The 15,117-nt window shown below is 56.4% G+C and carries 17 protein-coding genes; 15 read left to right on the top strand and 2 right to left on the bottom strand.

Going from position 1 to position 15,117, the window contains the following annotated elements:
- Window positions 1-122: 122 nt before the first annotated feature.
- A complete protein-coding gene (locus ACK4FF_RS05250; protein WP_409705489.1) occupies window positions 123-1,475 on the bottom strand; it encodes an MFS transporter in 1,353 nt (450 codons plus the stop codon).
- 208 nt (window positions 1,476-1,683) lie between these two features.
- On the opposite strand from ACK4FF_RS05250, the gene cyoA reads away from it, so the two are divergent.
- The 8 genes from cyoA (at window position 1,684) to ACK4FF_RS05210 (ending at window position 9,241) form a co-directional block, all read left to right on the top strand.
- Window positions 1,684-2,691 carry a ubiquinol oxidase subunit II gene (gene cyoA / locus ACK4FF_RS05245; RefSeq protein WP_409706580.1) on the top strand — a complete coding sequence of 336 codons (1,008 nt, stop codon included), beginning with the start codon at window positions 1,684-1,686 and terminating at the stop codon, window positions 2,689-2,691.
- Window positions 2,672-4,678: a cytochrome o ubiquinol oxidase subunit I gene (gene cyoB / locus ACK4FF_RS05240; RefSeq protein WP_409705486.1), complete on the top strand. Its 2,007-nt coding sequence runs from the start codon at window positions 2,672-2,674 to the stop codon at window positions 4,676-4,678. Before cyoA ends, cyoB begins: the two co-directional genes overlap by 20 nt.
- Window positions 4,671-5,303 (top strand): cytochrome o ubiquinol oxidase subunit III, encoded by a 633-nt coding sequence (gene cyoC, locus ACK4FF_RS05235; RefSeq protein ID WP_409705483.1) that lies wholly within the window; start codon window positions 4,671-4,673, stop codon window positions 5,301-5,303. Before cyoB ends, cyoC begins: the two co-directional genes overlap by 8 nt.
- A complete protein-coding gene (gene cyoD, locus ACK4FF_RS05230; protein WP_409705480.1) occupies window positions 5,300-5,701 on the top strand; it encodes a cytochrome o ubiquinol oxidase subunit IV in 402 nt (133 codons plus the stop codon). Before cyoC ends, cyoD begins: the two co-directional genes overlap by 4 nt.
- 66 nt (window positions 5,702-5,767) lie before the next feature.
- Window positions 5,768-6,556, top strand: coding sequence for an SURF1 family protein (locus ACK4FF_RS05225; protein ID WP_409705477.1), 789 nt, complete (start codon window positions 5,768-5,770; stop codon window positions 6,554-6,556).
- A gap of 55 nt (window positions 6,557-6,611) precedes the next feature.
- On the top strand, window positions 6,612-7,991 hold the full coding sequence (locus tag ACK4FF_RS05220) for an ATP-binding protein (RefSeq protein WP_409705474.1): 1,380 nt from the start codon (window positions 6,612-6,614) through the stop codon (window positions 7,989-7,991).
- Window positions 7,988-8,527, top strand: a complete 540-nt coding sequence (locus ACK4FF_RS05215) for a response regulator transcription factor (RefSeq protein ID WP_409705472.1) — start codon at window positions 7,988-7,990, stop codon at window positions 8,525-8,527. The genes ACK4FF_RS05220 and ACK4FF_RS05215 overlap by 4 nt, the downstream gene beginning before the upstream one ends.
- Before the next feature lie 6 nt (window positions 8,528-8,533).
- Window positions 8,534-9,241, top strand: coding sequence for a VIT1/CCC1 transporter family protein (locus ACK4FF_RS05210; protein ID WP_409706577.1), 708 nt, complete (start codon window positions 8,534-8,536; stop codon window positions 9,239-9,241).
- A gap of 4 nt (window positions 9,242-9,245) precedes the next feature.
- Here ACK4FF_RS05210 and ACK4FF_RS05205 read toward each other — a convergent pair whose 3' ends face one another.
- Window positions 9,246-9,725, bottom strand: coding sequence for a DUF1178 family protein (locus ACK4FF_RS05205; RefSeq protein WP_409705469.1), 480 nt, complete (start codon window positions 9,723-9,725; stop codon window positions 9,246-9,248).
- Between the two features lie 128 nt (window positions 9,726-9,853).
- Between ACK4FF_RS05205 and ACK4FF_RS05200 the strand changes: the two genes are divergently transcribed.
- The 7 genes from ACK4FF_RS05200 (at window position 9,854) to soxX (ending at window position 15,095) form a co-directional block, all read left to right on the top strand.
- Window positions 9,854-10,216 carry a hypothetical protein gene (locus tag ACK4FF_RS05200; protein WP_409705466.1) on the top strand — a complete coding sequence of 121 codons (363 nt, stop codon included), beginning with the start codon at window positions 9,854-9,856 and terminating at the stop codon, window positions 10,214-10,216.
- Between the two features lie 96 nt (window positions 10,217-10,312).
- Window positions 10,313-11,701, top strand: coding sequence for a sulfite dehydrogenase (gene soxC, locus ACK4FF_RS05195; RefSeq protein ID WP_409705463.1), 1,389 nt, complete (start codon window positions 10,313-10,315; stop codon window positions 11,699-11,701).
- Window positions 11,701-12,723: a c-type cytochrome gene (locus ACK4FF_RS05190; protein WP_409706574.1), complete on the top strand. Its 1,023-nt coding sequence runs from the start codon at window positions 11,701-11,703 to the stop codon at window positions 12,721-12,723. Before soxC ends, ACK4FF_RS05190 begins: the two co-directional genes overlap by 1 nt.
- Before the next feature lie 70 nt (window positions 12,724-12,793).
- Complete coding sequence (gene soxY / locus ACK4FF_RS05185) at window positions 12,794-13,270, top strand: thiosulfate oxidation carrier protein SoxY (protein WP_409705460.1); 477 nt, start codon at window positions 12,794-12,796, stop codon at window positions 13,268-13,270.
- Between the two features lie 29 nt (window positions 13,271-13,299).
- Window positions 13,300-13,611, top strand: coding sequence for a thiosulfate oxidation carrier complex protein SoxZ (soxZ, locus tag ACK4FF_RS05180; RefSeq protein WP_409705457.1), 312 nt, complete (start codon window positions 13,300-13,302; stop codon window positions 13,609-13,611).
- Between the two features lie 25 nt (window positions 13,612-13,636).
- Window positions 13,637-14,449, top strand: a complete 813-nt coding sequence (gene soxA, locus ACK4FF_RS05175) for a sulfur oxidation c-type cytochrome SoxA (RefSeq protein WP_409705454.1) — start codon at window positions 13,637-13,639, stop codon at window positions 14,447-14,449.
- Window positions 14,450-14,462: 13 nt separating this feature from the next.
- Window positions 14,463-15,095: a sulfur oxidation c-type cytochrome SoxX gene (gene soxX, locus ACK4FF_RS05170; protein WP_409705451.1), complete on the top strand. Its 633-nt coding sequence runs from the start codon at window positions 14,463-14,465 to the stop codon at window positions 15,093-15,095.
- Window positions 15,096-15,117: the final 22 nt, after the last annotated feature.

Below are 15,117 nucleotides of genomic sequence, written 5' to 3'. Positions count from 1 at the left end.
ATGCGACACTTTGTCGCACATATTCTGGTGTCTGCCGCCACCCAAACAAAAACCCCCGCCTTTACGGGGCGGGGGGTTGTCGAGTGCAGGCCGCAACGGGCTTTAGCCCATCACATCATCACTCAGTCTCTCAGTTCGAGTGCACGGTTCAGGCTGAGTGCTGCCACAGAACCCAAAGCGCCAGACAGCAGGTAGAGGCTGACGTATTCCAGGCCGAAGTTGGCAGACAAGCCCAAGGCGACCAGTGGTGCGAAGGCGGCACCCACCAACCAAGCCAGGTCGGATGTCAACGCCGCACCGGTGTAGCGGTATTTGGCGTGGAAGTTGGCCGTCACCGCCCCAGCCGCTTGGCCGTAAGACAAGCCCAACAGCAGGAAACCAATCAGGATGAAAATGGTTTGGCCGGAGTCACCGCCATTGAGCAGCATGGGCACAAACCCGCTGAAAATAGCGATCAAAATGGCCAGCGTACCCAGTGTGGTTCGGCGGCCAAAACGGTCGGCAATCAAGCCTGATGTAAATACGCCGAATGCAGCCAACGCCCCGCCCAGCATTTGCACCGCCAGAAACTCATCCAGGGCACGGTCGGAGTACAGGGAAATCCAGGACAGCGGGAATACAGTCACCACGTGGAAGAGGGCGTAGCTGGCCAATGCGGCCAAAGCACCCACCACAATGTTGTAACCCTGAGACTGCATCATTTCAGTCACTTTCACCGGCTGCAGCACCTGCTCTTCAAGCATGCGTGAGTAGTCGTTGGTGGCCACCATGCGCAGACGGGCAAACAGCGCCACCACGTTAATGGCAAAGGCCACGTAGAACGGGTAACGCCAGCCCCAGGCCAGGAAGTCTTTTTGGTCCAGCGCTGTCAGCAGATAAGCAAACAGGCCAGCAGCGATGATGAAGCCCAGTGGGGCGCCCAACTGGCCCATCATGGCGTACCAGCCGCGCTTGTTCTCAGGCGCGATCAAGGCCAGCAGGGAGGGCAAGCCATCCCACGAGCCGCCCAAGGCGATACCTTGGCCGATGCGAAGCAGGGCGAGCAGTACCACGGCCGCAATGCCGATTTTTTCATAGGTGGGCAAAAAGGCGATGCCCGCTGTGGAGATGCCCATGGCGAACAGCGCGATGGTCAGCTTGGCCTCGCGGCCGAACCATTGCTGCAGTTTCATCATCAACACTGTGCCGATGGGCCGGGCGATGAATGCGAACGAAAACAGCACAAATGAGTACAGGGTAGCCTGCAGCTTGGGTTCAAAAGGGAAAAACACACTGGGGAACACCAGAACCGAGGCGATGGCGTACACAAAGAAGTCGAAGTACTCCGACGTGCGCCCAATGACCACGCCCACAGCGATGTCGCCCGGGTCGACCTGGCTGGTGCCGTGGTGGTTGGCTGAAATGTTGTTGGCTTTGGGTTCTGGGCCGCCCTGGCTAAGGACAGCGGAATCGCCGGCAATCGTTTGACCGCTCATTTAGAGTCACTCCTCACATCGTGCTTTGCTTGATTTTTTGTTGTTATTCAAAGTGTTACTTGGGGTTGCTGGGGGGTAGGACAAAATGTCCAATCCCTCACCTTGGCCCGTCTCAGTAAATTAGCATGGATTTCAATTCTGGCATTCGTGTATTCGCATGATTTCGCAACTCAAACAAAGCATTTTCAAGGGCGCCTCAACGGCCTCCATGGCTGCTTTGCTCCTGCTTCTGGCAGGGTGCAACACAGTGGTCATGAACCCGTCGGGGGACATTGCCTCACAACAGGCTGACCTGATCCTGATTTCCACGGCACTGATGCTGCTGATCATTGTTCCAGTGATTGCGCTGACCCTGTTTTTCGCCTGGAAATACCGCCAAAGCAACACCGAGGCGGCGTACGACCCCGACTGGGACCACTCCACCAAGCTGGAGCTGGTGATTTGGGGTGCTCCTCTGCTGATCATCATCGTGCTGGGCCTGATTACCTGGGTGAGCACTCACAAGCTGGACCCCTATCGCCCCTTGGACCGAATCGACCATGCCCGCCCGCTGGACAGCGACCACAAGCCCCTCGTTGTGCAGGTGGTGGCGCTGGACTGGAAATGGCTGTTCATCTACCCCGAGCAGGGCATCGCTTCCGTGAATGAGCTGGTGACCCCCGTGGACGTGCCAGTGCGCTTCAAAATCACTTCCAGCACCGTGATGAACTCCTTTTACATTCCTGCGTTGGCCGGTCAGATCTACGCCATGCCCGGAATGGAGACCACACTGAACGCGGTCATCAACAAAGCAGGCACCTACGATGGCTTCTCAGCCAACTACAGCGGTGAAGGCTTCTCGCACATGCGTTTCAAATACAAGGGTGTGAACGAGTCTGAGTTCGCTTCTTGGGTTGAAGAGACTCGCAAGGCCGCTGCAACGCTGGACCGCAAGGCTTACCTGCAATTGGAAAAACCCTCCATCAAGGAACCTGTGCAGAAGTTCAGCAGCGTCGCCAATGACTTGTTCCATGCCGTCACCAACCGCTGTGTTGAAGAAGGTTCTGTGTGCATGGACGCACAGATGATGGCTGACAGCCTGCGCAACCGCACCAACATGTCTGCCGAAGAGCTGGCCATTCTCATCAACGAGTTGATGTGTACCGTGGCCCCCAACGCCGACAAGCTTCCCGTATATCAATCTTCGAAGAACGATCATGACGCAATATCCAACTGAACCGGGCCTGATCTTCGGTCGGCTGAGCACAGGCGCGATCCCGACTGACCCCATCATTCTGGCCACCTTCGCCGGCACCGTAGTCGGTGGCTTGGCGGTGCTGGGCTTGATCACCAAATACCGCCTGTGGGGCACTTTGTGGAAAGACTGGTTCACCAGCATTGACCACAAAAAAATCGGGATCATGTACATGGTTCTGGGCATGGTGATGCTGCTGCGCGGCTTTGCCGACGCCATCATGATGCGGGCTCAACAAGCCGTGGCCTTCAATGGCTCCGAGGGCTTTTTGCCCCCTCACCACTACGACCAGGTGTTCACTGCCCACGGCGTGATCATGATTTTCTTCGTGGCCATGCCCATGATCACCGGCTTGATGAACTACATCGTGCCCTTGCAGATTGGTGCGCGTGACGTGTCATTCCCGTTCCTGAACAATTTCAGCTTCTGGATGACTGCGTTCGGTGCGGCATTGATCATGGCCTCCCTGTTTGTGGGTGAATTCGCCACCACCGGTTGGTTGGCCTACCCACCGCTGTCCGGCATTTTGGCCAGCCCGGGTGTGGGTGTGGATTATTACATCTGGGCCTTGCAGATTGCCGGGGTAGGTACTTTGCTGTCGGGTGTGAACCTGCTGGTGACCATCATCAAGATGCGTGCCCCCGGCATGTCCATGATGAAAATGCCCGTATTCACCTGGACGGCCCTCTGTACCAACGTGCTGATTGTGGCTGCATTCCCCGTGTTGACCGCCGTATTGGCCATGTTGTCCATGGACCGTTTGTTCGGCACCAACTTCTTCACGACTGAAATGGGCGGCAACGCCATGATGTACGTGAACCTGATCTGGATCTGGGGCCACCCCGAGGTGTACATCCTCGTGCTGCCCGTGTTCGGTATCTTTTCTGAAGTGGTGTCCACATTCAGCCGCAAGCGTCTGTTTGGTTATACCTCCATGGTGTACGCGACTGTGGTAATTACCATCCTGTCCTACCTGGTGTGGCTGCATCACTTCTTCACCATGGGCAGTGGCGCCAGCGTCAACTCGTTCTTTGGTATTACCACCATGATCATCTCCATCCCGACCGGGGCGAAGATTTTCAACTGGCTGTTCACCATGTACAAAGGCCGCATCAAGTTTGAGCTGCCCATGATGTGGACAGTGGCCTTCATGGTGACCTTTGTGATTGGCGGTATGACCGGCGTGTTGCTGGCCGTGCCCCCAGCCGACTTCGTGTTGCACAACAGCCTGTTCCTGATTGCCCACTTCCACAACGTGATCATTGGTGGCGTGTTGTTTGGCTTGTTCGCGGGCATCAACTACTGGTTCCCCAAGGCCTTTGGCTTCAAGCTGGACCCATTCTGGGGCAAGATCAGCTTCTGGTTCTGGGTGATCGGTTTCTACTTCGCCTTCATGCCGCTGTATGTACTGGGCCTGATGGGTGTTACCCGACGCATGAGCCAGTTTGACGATCCTTCCCTGCAGATCTGGTTCCAGATTGCCGCTTTGGGCGCTGCCATGATTGCTGTCGGTATCGGTGCGATGTTGATTCAGTACTACGTGAGCTTCCGCAACCGCAAAGCCCTGCGCGACGTGACTGGCGACCCATGGGATGGCCGCACCCTGGAATGGGCCACATCCAGCCCACCCCCAGAGTACAACTTTGCGTTCACCCCCAAGGTGTATGACAACGACGCCTGGGCTGACATGAAAGCCAATGGCTACAAGCGCCCACTCAAAGGTTTCGTGGACATTCACATGCCCAAGAACACTGCAGCCGGTTTCATCATCTCTGCATTGAGCGCGGTGGTCGGTTTCGCCTTGATCTGGCACATGTGGCTGGTGGCTGGCGTGTTCTTCGTCGGCATGGTGGCTGCAACCATCATTCACACCTTCAATTACAAGCGTGACTACTACATCAAGAGCGATGTGGTGCAGCGCACTGAAGACCAATTCACCCAAACACTGATGGAGGCCAAGCATGTCTAATGCAGCAGCCATGACTGCCGATGCCGCTCAGGACCCGAGCGCACGCTTTTACGTGAAAGAGCATCACCCCCAGAACGGCTCACTGTTGGGCTTCTGGATTTACCTGATGAGCGACTGCCTGATTTTTGCGGTGCTGTTCGCGGCCTACGCCGTGTTGGGCCGCAATTACGCGGGTGGCCCCACGGGTGCTGAACTGTTCGATCTGAAGCTGGTGGCCATCAACACGGCCTTCCTGTTGTTCAGTTCGATCACCTACGGCTTTGCGATGATTTCCGCGCAGGCCAAAAACAAAAGCGCAACCCTGATGTGGCTGGGCATCACCGGCGTGTTTGGTGCAGCGTTTTTGGGCCTGGAAATCTACGAATTTCTGCACCTGATTCATGAAGGTGCAGGCCCGCAGCGCAGTGGCTTTTTGACCTCTTTCTTTGCGCTGGTGGGTACCCACGGCTTGCACGTGTTCTTTGGTTCGGTCTGGTTGATCGTCCTGATGCTGCAAGTGGGCAAGCATGGCCTGATTCCTGAAAACCAGCGCCGCCTGATGTGCCTGTCCCTGTTCTGGCACTTCTTGGACGTGATCTGGATTGGCGTTTTCACCTTTGTTTACTTGATGGGAGTGCTGCCATGAGCGACCACCACAATGACCACCATGATGGCCACCACCATGACCATGACGACCACGCCCATGGCACCGTCAAAAGCTACACCATTGGTTTTGTGCTGTCCGTCATCCTGACCGCCATTCCCTTTTGGCTGGTGATGAACAACGTGATCGCCAGTTCTCTCACAGCCGGTTTGGTGCTGATGGGTTTTGCCGTGGTGCAGATTGTTGTGCACATGATTTACTTCTTGCACATGAACACCAAGAGTGAAGGGGGCTGGAACATGCTCAGTTTCATTTTCACCCTGGTGCTGTTGGTGATCATGCTGGCTGGTTCGATTTGGGTGATGCATCACCTGAACACCAACATGATGCCTGCCATGAATCACGAAGTACTGGACGGCATCAACAAGCGGGCTCAATAATCGGGGCCATTGGGTGCACAACCCTTATCAAGGCTTTGTTACGTTATGCCTCGTTTGTCTGTTTCGTTGAAAAAAACCGCGCTCGTGTTGGGCGCGGTTTTTTTGTTTCTCACCTTTGCATCCCTGTGTGCCTGGCAACTGGCACGGCTGCAGTGGAAACTGGACCTGATTGAGCGGGTTGAGGCCAAGGCCTATGGGCCCGCCACTCATCTGCCGCCAGCATCAAGTTGGCCGCTGCTGGACGCCGCCACGGTGGAGTACCAGCGGGTTTACCTTCAAGGCGAGTTCATGCCCAGGTACACGGTGCTGACTCAAGCGGTCACTAAATATGGCCTGGGTTACTGGGTGATGACACCGATGCAGGTCGACAACCTGGGCCTGGTGTGGGTCAACCGGGGTTTCGTGACCGGTGGCTCCCCGGAGCAATGGTCCAGTCTGTTGTCATCAATGCCTCAGGAATTGATCGGCCTGATGCGTTGGACCGAACCCGAGGGCGGTTACCTGAGAAAAAACAATGTGCATGACGGGCGCTGGTATTCCAGAGATGTACAAGCCCTCAGTGCAGCCATGTCACTGGGCGACATCGGCTTACCTGTGGCGCCGTTCTTTGTGGACGCCAGTGTGCAGCCTTCACCGGTGGGCGGACTCAACCCGGCAACGCCGGCAGTTCGGCCCAGTTTCTCGGGCGATGACACGGGTGAAATCAAACCGCTGCGGCATGCGCCCGACGACCCCATTCCCGGCTTGACCGTGCTTCAGTTCAAGAACAACCACCTGCAATACGCCATCACTTGGGCCATTCTGGCGCTGATGGTACTGGCCGCGGCACTCTGGCTTCGCCGTTCCGAAGCGTGAGCGGGTTTTCGGGCACAATAGTCGTGTTGCATCAGGTTTTGTTCATGAATTAACCATGCCTTTGTCCACGCCTGTGCCCAATGCTGTGTCCACCCCCCGCGAGAGTTTTCTTGAGCGCTGGGTGTTGAACCAGACTGGCCACAAGAACATGCTTCATCTGATTCATCTTCGGTGGCTGGCTGTTGCAGGGCAAATCATCACCGTGGTGGTGGCCACCACCTTGCTGGGCATTCGTTTGCCTATGCCACAAATGCTGGCGGTCTTGGTGTGTTTGATTGCCTTCAACATTGCCAGCCATTTGCGGTGGCATGAAGAGGATGTGGCCAGCAACCGAGCCGTGTTTTTGGCCCTGCTGGTTGACGTTACTGCCTTGTCGCTCTTGCTGTATTTCAGCGGTGGCACCAACAACCCGTTTGCATTTCTGTTCCTGCTGCAAGTCATTCTTGGAGCGGTGTTGCTGCGTTCGAGCAGCGCCTGGTTCCTGATGTTGGTCACCACCTGGTGCATGGCTGCGCTGTCTGTGGTGCATCACCCGCTGGAGCTTCCACCCGCCCGTTTGCACATGATGCCAAGCCTCTACCTGCAAGGTTTGCTCATCTGTTTTGTGTTGATTGCCGTGTTGCTGGTGTTTTTCATTTCCAGAATCAGCGCCAACCTTCGCGCGGGCGATTTGTACCTGGCCGACCTGCGTCAACGCGCCGCTGAGGAAGACCACATCGTGCGCATGGGCTTGCTGGCCTCCGGGGCGGCCCATGAGTTGGGAACGCCGCTGGCGACCATGGCGGTGATTGTGAATGATTGGGCTTCTTTGCCCGCGTTGCAGGCCGATGCCACTTTGCGTGAAGACATGGCCGAGCTGCAATCGCAGATTCTTCGCTGCAAGTCGATTGTCAGCGGTATCTTGATGTCGGCCGGGGAAACACGGGGTGAGTCATCCTCGCGGACCACACTTCGGCGCTTTGTGGACGACCTCGCCCAGGATTGGCAAATTCGCCGTTCACCCATGCACTTCGAAGTGAACAATGAGCTTGATGATTCGGTTCAGGTGGTCTCCGACTCAGCCCTGCGGCAAAGTTTGAGCAACCTGCTGGACAATGCCCAAGAGGCGTGCCCGCATTGGGTGGGCCTGACTGCCCGGGTACGCGACAGTCAAGTGGTGTTGACCATCGAAGACCGCGGACCTGGTTTTCCGCAGGAAGTGATTGCCCAGTTTGGCCGCCCCTACAATTCCACCAAGGGCAAGCCAGGCGGCGGCCTGGGTTTGTTTCTGGTGTTGAATGTGGTTCGTACCTTGGGTGGCCAAGTGTTGGCGGGCAACCGCAGCGAGGGTGGTGCCCGTGTTGAGTTGGTGCTGCCGCTGTCGGCCATCGCTTTGGGTGAACCGTTGCACGACGAATTTGAGAGTACCGTGCAGTCAGTAGGGCAGAAGGCATGAGTGAGAATGGTCGTCAGTTGTTGATTGTGGAAGACGATGCGTCGTTTGCGAAAGCCCTGAGCCGCTCATTCGAGCGTCGCGGGTATTCAGTGATCCACGCCGCCAACCACGATGCCATGGTGGCTTTGCTGGACATGCATCAACCCACACACGCGGTGATCGACATGAAGCTGGATGGCAAGGCCAGTGGGCTGACCTGTGTGCAAACTTTGCACCAACGTTACCCTGACACCTTGATTGTGGTGCTCACAGGTTTTGCCAGCATCAATACCGCTGTCGAGGCTGTAAAGCTGGGGGCTTGCCAATACCTCGCCAAGCCATCGAACACCGATGACATCGAGGCTGCCTTCAACCACGTGGCGGGCGCCGCAGAACCCGAAATTACCGCACGGCCCACATCCATTAAAAACCTGGAGTGGGAACGCATCCATGAAATGCTGGTGCAAACCGATTTCAACATCTCAGAGACGGCGCGCCGTTTGGGTATGCATCGCCGAACCTTGGCGCGAAAACTGGAAAAACAACGGATCAAGTGAATGAACCTGCCGCACTACAACCATGAGCATTTGATACACCGTATCGGTTGGTTGCGTGCGGCCACCTTGGGGGCCAACGACGGCATCATTTCCATCGCCAGTTTGATGATGGGCATGAGCACCGCCGGGGCCAGTTCAACGGTGGTGCTGACAACCGGTGTGGCCGGCTTGGTGGCTGGGGCCGCGTCCATGGCGGCTGGCGAATGGGTGTCCGTGATGTCGCAGTCCGATGCGGAGCAGGCCGAGCTGGCTCTGGAACAGGCGCACATCGAGCGTAACCCGGAAGCCGAGCTTCGGGAGCTGGCCGCCATCTACGAGGGTAGGGGGTTGAAACCGGCCTTGGCGCTGGAAGTGGCCCACGCATTGACTGAGCATGATGCGATGCAAAGCCACGCCCGCGATGAACTGGGCATTACGGAGCACAGCCAAGCCAAGCCCTTGCAGGCAGCCTTGGCGTCAGCGCTCAGTTTTGTCAGCGGTGGGGTGGTGCCGGTGTTGTTGGTGTTGCTGGGCTTGAATACTGGCTTGGCCGGGCAGGGTGGTGTGTGGCTGGTGGCTGCTGGCAGTGTAGCCACCTTGTTTGCGACGGGTGTTCTGTCAGCCCGGGCTGCCAATGCCCCCGCTTTGAAAGCAGGGGTGCGGGTGGCCTTGTGGGGCACGTTGTCAATGGCCTTGAGTGCTGCCGTGGGGGCCTTGCTGGGTGTGAAGGTATAAGCCCTCAGTTCAGCTCGTCTTCCATCGGCAGGTTGGGCAGCGCAATGATGTCGATGCCCTCATCACGCAGCTCTTCGAATTCCTCGGGGCTGGCCTGCCCGCGAATGGCCCGCACCGGGGCCTCTTCATAGTGAATTTTTCGCGCTTCCTCGGCAAAGCGGTCGCCCACATCTTCTGAATGATGAATCAGCGCCTGAATGGCCTGCTTGGCCATCACAAAGGCAGTGGCCACATCCACGGTGTTGGGCCGGGCCACAGGCTGCGAAGCTGGGGGTGAAGCCGTGCTGGCTGCTGAGACGCTTTCTTCAGACCTTGACTGGCCAATGTTGATGCGGGAAGGCACTTTGCGAATGGCCGCTGTGCCGCATTGCGGGCAAGTCAGCAATTGTTGTTCGCGCTGTTGGTCGAAGTCGTCGGCGGAGCGGAACCAGCCTTCGAAACGGTGGGCATATTCGCACTCAAGGTCGTAAATGATTGTGGCCACTGCAATTGAATCTCTTTTGGAATTTCGATATTTTACAGTGGAATGGTTTGCCTACACGGACGCAAGGGAGTTCTCTAGAATTCAACACCCTGAGAAATTCTCCTAAAGCCCGCTTTCAAGAGGTGTGTATGTCGAAAAAAAGGTCGATTGAGCCGCATGTGCGCGGTCTGGTGGACTTGGTGTCGGCCACATTCGATGAAGGAACCCGACAGGTCGAGACGGTTCACCGCAAAATTGCCGACATTCCTTTTTCGGTGCTCAAGAAGATCAAGCCGATTGCGCCTGTCAGCAGCTTGGCCCACGGTATAGAAAAGAAGATCACCCATTCAGTGTACGACACGGTGCGTTTGGTGGCCAAGGTGGGTGCCCAGGCCGTGCACAACGTATTGCCCACAGACCCAGGCAGCCAGGGCATTTCCAAGCCAGACTACCGTTTGGATTCTGATGCTATTGCCCGCCAAAAACGCCTCCACAAACGCCACAAGCCCTGATTATTGAGGCTGGACATTTCAGGTCAGTTCCTTGTAAGCTTAATAAATGAGCATATGCGCATATAAATAAAGAAAAGCGCATTCGAGGAGGCAACTGTGACTCAAGAATTCCCATTGGATGGCCAAGGCGGCGTTCCGCTCGGGCGCATCCAGCGCGCACCCGAGAATTTTCTTACCCGCAACGACATTGCGTTTGTCAATCGGGCCCCTGAAGAAGACCGTCGAAGTTTTTTCCGGAAAACCTTTGCTTTGGCGGCTGCAACCGGTGTTGCGGCTGTGGCTGCAAAGCCCATTCAAGCATTGGCCGCCGAAGGCGACCCTGCGATTCTTACCCTGCCAGCCCACACCACCGGCTTGGGGCTGCCAGTGGCGGCAAGGCCTTACGGAATACCGTCCAAATACGAGGAAAACCTTCAACGCCGTGAATCGCCAGGCTTGACCCGGGTGTCCGCTGCCTCGGTGTCTTTTTGCCCCTTGCAAGGGTTGTTCGGGATTATTACTCCCTCCGGCCTGCATTTTGAGCGCCACCATCAAGGCTGGTGGGACATCGACCCCACCCAGCACCGCTTGATGATCAATGGGTTGGTTAAAAACCCCATGGTGTTTACCGTCGATGAATTGATGCGCCTTGAGCCTGTGACACGCACCCACTTCATTGAATGTGGGGCCAACACCGCGATGGAATGGGGCAACGTGGCGGTTCCCACCGTGCAGTACACCCACGGCATGTTGAGCTGCTCCGAATTCACCGGCGTGCCGTTGATCAAAGTGCTGGAGCATTGCGGAGCCGATTTCAAGAAAGGCCGGTTTGTGCTGGCCGAAGGGGCTGATGGCTCATCCATGACCCGAACCATTCCGATGGAATTGATTGAGAGTGGCGAGGTGTTGCTGGCTTACGGCCAAAACGGTGAAATGCTTCGGCCTGAGAATGGCTACCCATTGCGCTTGGTGGTGCCGGGCGTTCAGGGCGTGAGTTGGGTGAAATACCTGCGGCGCATTGAAGTGGGCGATCAGCCCTATGCGGCCAAAGACGAAGCGGTTCACTATGTGGACTTGATGCCGGATGGCACTCACCGCCAATACACCTCGATTCAAGAGTGCAAGTCCGTGATTACTTCACCGTCGGGCGGCCAGCAGTTGCTGTCCAAAGGGTTCTATACCATCACGGGGTTGGCGTGGAGTGGGCGCGGCAAAATCAAGGCTGTTGATGTGTCTGTCGATGGCGGAAAAACCTGGAAAGAGGCTCGCATTCAAGGCACGGTGCACGACAAAGCGTTGACACGATTCACCTTGCCCTGGGTGTGGAACGGGCAAGAAGCCATTCTTCAAAGCCGTGCCATCGACAGCACTGGCTATGTGCAACCCTCTACTCGTACCTTGCGTGCCAAGCGGGGCCATCAAAGCGTGTATCACAACAACGCGATTCAAAGCTGGCAAGTCCGGCCCAATGGTCAGGTCGAAAACGTTCAGGTGGAGCAATCATGATGACGCGCAAACTGACAGCGATTGCTTTGAGCGGATTGGCTGCTGTGTCCTTTTGGCATGCGCAAGCCCACGCCTTTGAGGGTTTGGGGCGTTCTGCAACCACTGCAGAAGTCAAAGCCTGGGACATTGATGTACGGCCCGACTTCAAAGGCTTACCCAAGGGGCAGGGCAGTGTGGCCCGTGGCACCGAAGTGTGGGAAAGCAAGTGTGCGTCCTGTCACGGTGTGTTCGGCGAAAGCAATGAGGTGTTTACGCCTATCGTCGGCGGCGTGACTGCGAAAGACATTGAAACGGGGCGTGTAGAAGCCCTACGCACAGGTAGCAACCCTCAACGCACCACCTTGATGAAAGTGCCGACGCTTTCAACACTGTGGGACTACATCAACCGTGCAATGCCTTGGAACGCACCGAAAAGCCTTAGCACAGACGATGTGTATGCAGTAACGGCTTACATTTTGAGCTTGGCTGCTGTGGTACCCGATGACTTTGTACTGTCTGACCAAAATATTGCACAGGTTCAGCAACGTATGCCCAATCGCAATGGCATGTCTGCGGCCCATGGAATGTGGTTGCCCTCAGGAAAACCCGATGTTTCTGAAAAACGGTGCATGAGCAACTGCGCAAAAAAGGTGTCGGTAGTATCATCAATTCCGGATTTCGCGCGTGATGCCCACGGAAACATTGCTGATCAGAACCGGATGTTTGGCCCAGTGCGCGGCCAAGTGACAGTGGCCAACGCCAGCGTAGCCAAAACTGCGACAGTGGCCAGTAAAGGCGCTGATTTGTTCAATGCCCAAGGTTGTGTGGCCTGTCATGCAGCCAAGGACGCCCGTGTGGGCCCCGCGTTGAGTGCGATTGCCAGGAAGTACAAAGACCAAACTGGCGCGGTGGCGCAGTTGGCTGGCAAAATCAGGGGCGGCAGCCAAGGCGTGTGGGGTTCGATGCCGATGCCGCCTCAAGCACAACTGTCCGAACAAGAGGCCCAGACATTGGCCCAATGGGTGCTGGAAACAAGCCACTAATTGCCCACTTTAGCCCTCGTGTCTACGGGGCTTGAGTTGAAGACGTTCAACAACAAGGAGGACACTGTCCATGAATGAAAATCGACGCGCCGTGTTGAAGGCCTCGTCCAGCCTAACCGTGTTGGGCCTGGCCGTGAGTGCCGGACTCATTAACCCCCGTGATGTGTTTGCTGCCGCACCGGGTTACAACGAAAAGGCCTTTCAGGCCAAAAACCTGGATGAGCTGATGAAGGCTCTGGGTGGTAAAGCACCTAAAGAAAGCAATGCGATCACTGTGGTTGCGCCTGACATTGCGGAGAACGGTGCGGTAGTGCCTGTTGGTGCCACCAGCACATTGCCCAATACCACCGAGGTGGCTTTGTTGGTGTCCAACAATCCTTCGATGTTGAGTGCCCATTTTGTATTGCCTGCAGGTACTGAAGCCAAGGTCAACACCCGTGTGAAGATGGGTCGCACCAGCGACGTTTATGCCCTGGTGAAGGCTGACGGCCAGTACTACTTCGCTAAAAAAGAAGTGAAAGTGACCCTTGGCGGTTGTGGCGGTTAATCAGGCTTGAATCAACAGGAGAACATGACATGCCAGATCCAATGAAAATCCGCGCCAAGCTGACTGGCGATGAAGTTGAAGTGAAAGTATTGATGGCCCACGAAATGGAAACAGGCCAGCGCAAAGCAGCCGACGGAAGCACTGTGCCCGCTTGGTTCATTCAGACGGTGTCAGCCAAATGCAATGACAAACAGGTGTTGCAGGCCTCTTGGGGCCCTTCCGTGTCCAAAAACCCTTTCTTGTCCTTCCAGTTCAAGGGGGGCAGTGTGGGCGACACGGTTGAAGTGACCTGGACCGACAACAAAGGCGAAAGCAGAACAGACAAAACAAAGATTGCCTGATTCCACAACAATGCAGGAGGCAAGGATGGTGAAACGTTCGTTCGCATGGATGGCAGCAACGGGGGCGCTGGTGTGCGCCATGCCCGTGGCTGCGCAAAAGTCCACGGAGCAGGGTATTCAGGAATACCGGGACATGTTGGCTGATGGCAACCCGGCCGAGTTGGTTGAGCTGCGCGGTGAGGACCTCTGGACCACGCCCCAGGGACCGAAAAAAGCCACCTTGGAATCCTGTGACTTGGGTCTTGGCCCCGGTGTTGTGAAGAATGCAGTCGCCAAGCTGCCCAAGTATTTCCCAGATGCCGGCAAGGTGATGGACATTGAGTCGCGCCTTGTTTATTGCATGATGACTTTGCAAGGCCGTGACCGTGCGGAGATCACCAAGAAGCCGTATTCGGGGGCTGGCGACAAGCCCACTGAGTTGGAATCGTTGGTGGCTTACGTGTATGCCCAAGGCCGTGGCGCTACCATTGCAGTGCCGCAAACCCATCCCGAGGAAAAGCTTGCCCGGGCTCGCGGTGAAAAGATTTTCTATTTCCGTGGTGGCCCTTACGATTTTTCCTGTGCCAGTTGCCATGCCACAGACGACCAGCGCATCCGCTTGCAAGGCCTACCCAACTTAACCAAGCAGGGCCCAGCCCAATCGGCCTTTGGTTCCTGGCCAGCCTACCGGGTGTCGCAAGGTGCGGTTCGTACCATGCAATGGCGTATGTTTGACTGCTTCAGGCAACAGCGTTTCCCCGAACTTCAGTACGGCTCTCAAGCCTCTGTGGATTTGATCACCTTTCTGGGTGTCAATGCCAACGGCGGCACCATGCAGGCCACTTCACTGAAGCGTTGATGGAGAACAACCCATGAAATTGATCAAAATTGCCGCACTGGGATTGTCCGTTGCCGTGGTGTCGGCCTGTGCCGTGATGAGCACCAGCGAACCCACCGTCAGCGCTGACGATGTGCAAGCTGTTTTGGCATCGTCGTTCAAAGAGAAGGGCCAAGCCAAATTGGACCGCATTCAGCAGACGGCGCTTCAAAAGTCCTGCTCTGATGCCGAGGCGAACCGAAGCCCTGTTTCAGGTTCCGCCCGTGATCAACTTGAGAAAGCCGCCTTGAATGCCATCAAATACCCCAGCGATGGTGTCTGGCTGGGTGACTGGAAAAAGGGCGAATCCGTGGCGCAAACGGGTACTGGTCTTCAGTTTTCGGATGACCCCAAAAACCCCGCTGGGGGCAATTGCTACGCTTGCCACCAACTGGACCCCAAAGAACTGAGCTACGGCAATATCGGCCCCTCGCTTTACCAGTACGGCAAAATGAGGGGGCAGTCCGAGGACATTCTGCGCTACACCTGGGGGAAAATCTGGAACTCCCACGCCTACAACGCGTGTTCCAACATGCCACGGTTTGGCGCTGAAGGTATTTTGTCCGAGGCGCAAATCAGGGACGTGATGGCGCTGTTGCTGTCGCCTGAATCACCGGTCAACAAATAAGCGTGACCTGACTGTCCAGCCC

The sequence above is a fragment of the Limnobacter sp. genome (genome assembly GCF_046297615.1).
Taxonomy (GTDB): Bacteria; Pseudomonadota; Gammaproteobacteria; order Burkholderiales; family Burkholderiaceae_B; genus Limnobacter.
Note: the sequence above shows the minus strand (reverse complement) of the source record. Positions and strands in the feature narration are given on the sequence as shown.

What these genes read in the sequence shown, in the direction of transcription:
- ACK4FF_RS05200 (WP_409705466.1), top strand. Translation starts at nt 9,854, where the DNA reads ATGTCGAAAAAAAGGTCGATTGAGCCGCATGTGCGCGGTCTGGTGGAC.
- ACK4FF_RS05250 (WP_409705489.1), bottom strand. Translation starts at nt 1,475, where the DNA reads ATGAGCGGTCAAACGATTGCCGGCGATTCCGCTGTCCTTAGCCAGGGC.
- ACK4FF_RS05190 (WP_409706574.1), top strand. Translation starts at nt 11,701, where the DNA reads ATGACGCGCAAACTGACAGCGATTGCTTTGAGCGGATTGGCTGCTGTG.
- soxX (WP_409705451.1), top strand. Translation starts at nt 14,463, where the DNA reads ATGAAATTGATCAAAATTGCCGCACTGGGATTGTCCGTTGCCGTGGTG.
- cyoC (WP_409705483.1), top strand. Translation starts at nt 4,671, where the DNA reads ATGTCTAATGCAGCAGCCATGACTGCCGATGCCGCTCAGGACCCGAGC.
- cyoD (WP_409705480.1), top strand. Translation starts at nt 5,300, where the DNA reads ATGAGCGACCACCACAATGACCACCATGATGGCCACCACCATGACCAT.
- ACK4FF_RS05215 (WP_409705472.1), top strand. Translation starts at nt 7,988, where the DNA reads ATGAGTGAGAATGGTCGTCAGTTGTTGATTGTGGAAGACGATGCGTCG.
- ACK4FF_RS05220 (WP_409705474.1), top strand. Translation starts at nt 6,612, where the DNA reads ATGCCTTTGTCCACGCCTGTGCCCAATGCTGTGTCCACCCCCCGCGAG.
- soxA (WP_409705454.1), top strand. Translation starts at nt 13,637, where the DNA reads ATGGTGAAACGTTCGTTCGCATGGATGGCAGCAACGGGGGCGCTGGTG.
- soxY (WP_409705460.1), top strand. Translation starts at nt 12,794, where the DNA reads ATGAATGAAAATCGACGCGCCGTGTTGAAGGCCTCGTCCAGCCTAACC.
- cyoB (WP_409705486.1), top strand. Translation starts at nt 2,672, where the DNA reads ATGACGCAATATCCAACTGAACCGGGCCTGATCTTCGGTCGGCTGAGC.
- soxZ (WP_409705457.1), top strand. Translation starts at nt 13,300, where the DNA reads ATGCCAGATCCAATGAAAATCCGCGCCAAGCTGACTGGCGATGAAGTT.
- cyoA (WP_409706580.1), top strand. Translation starts at nt 1,684, where the DNA reads ATGGCTGCTTTGCTCCTGCTTCTGGCAGGGTGCAACACAGTGGTCATG.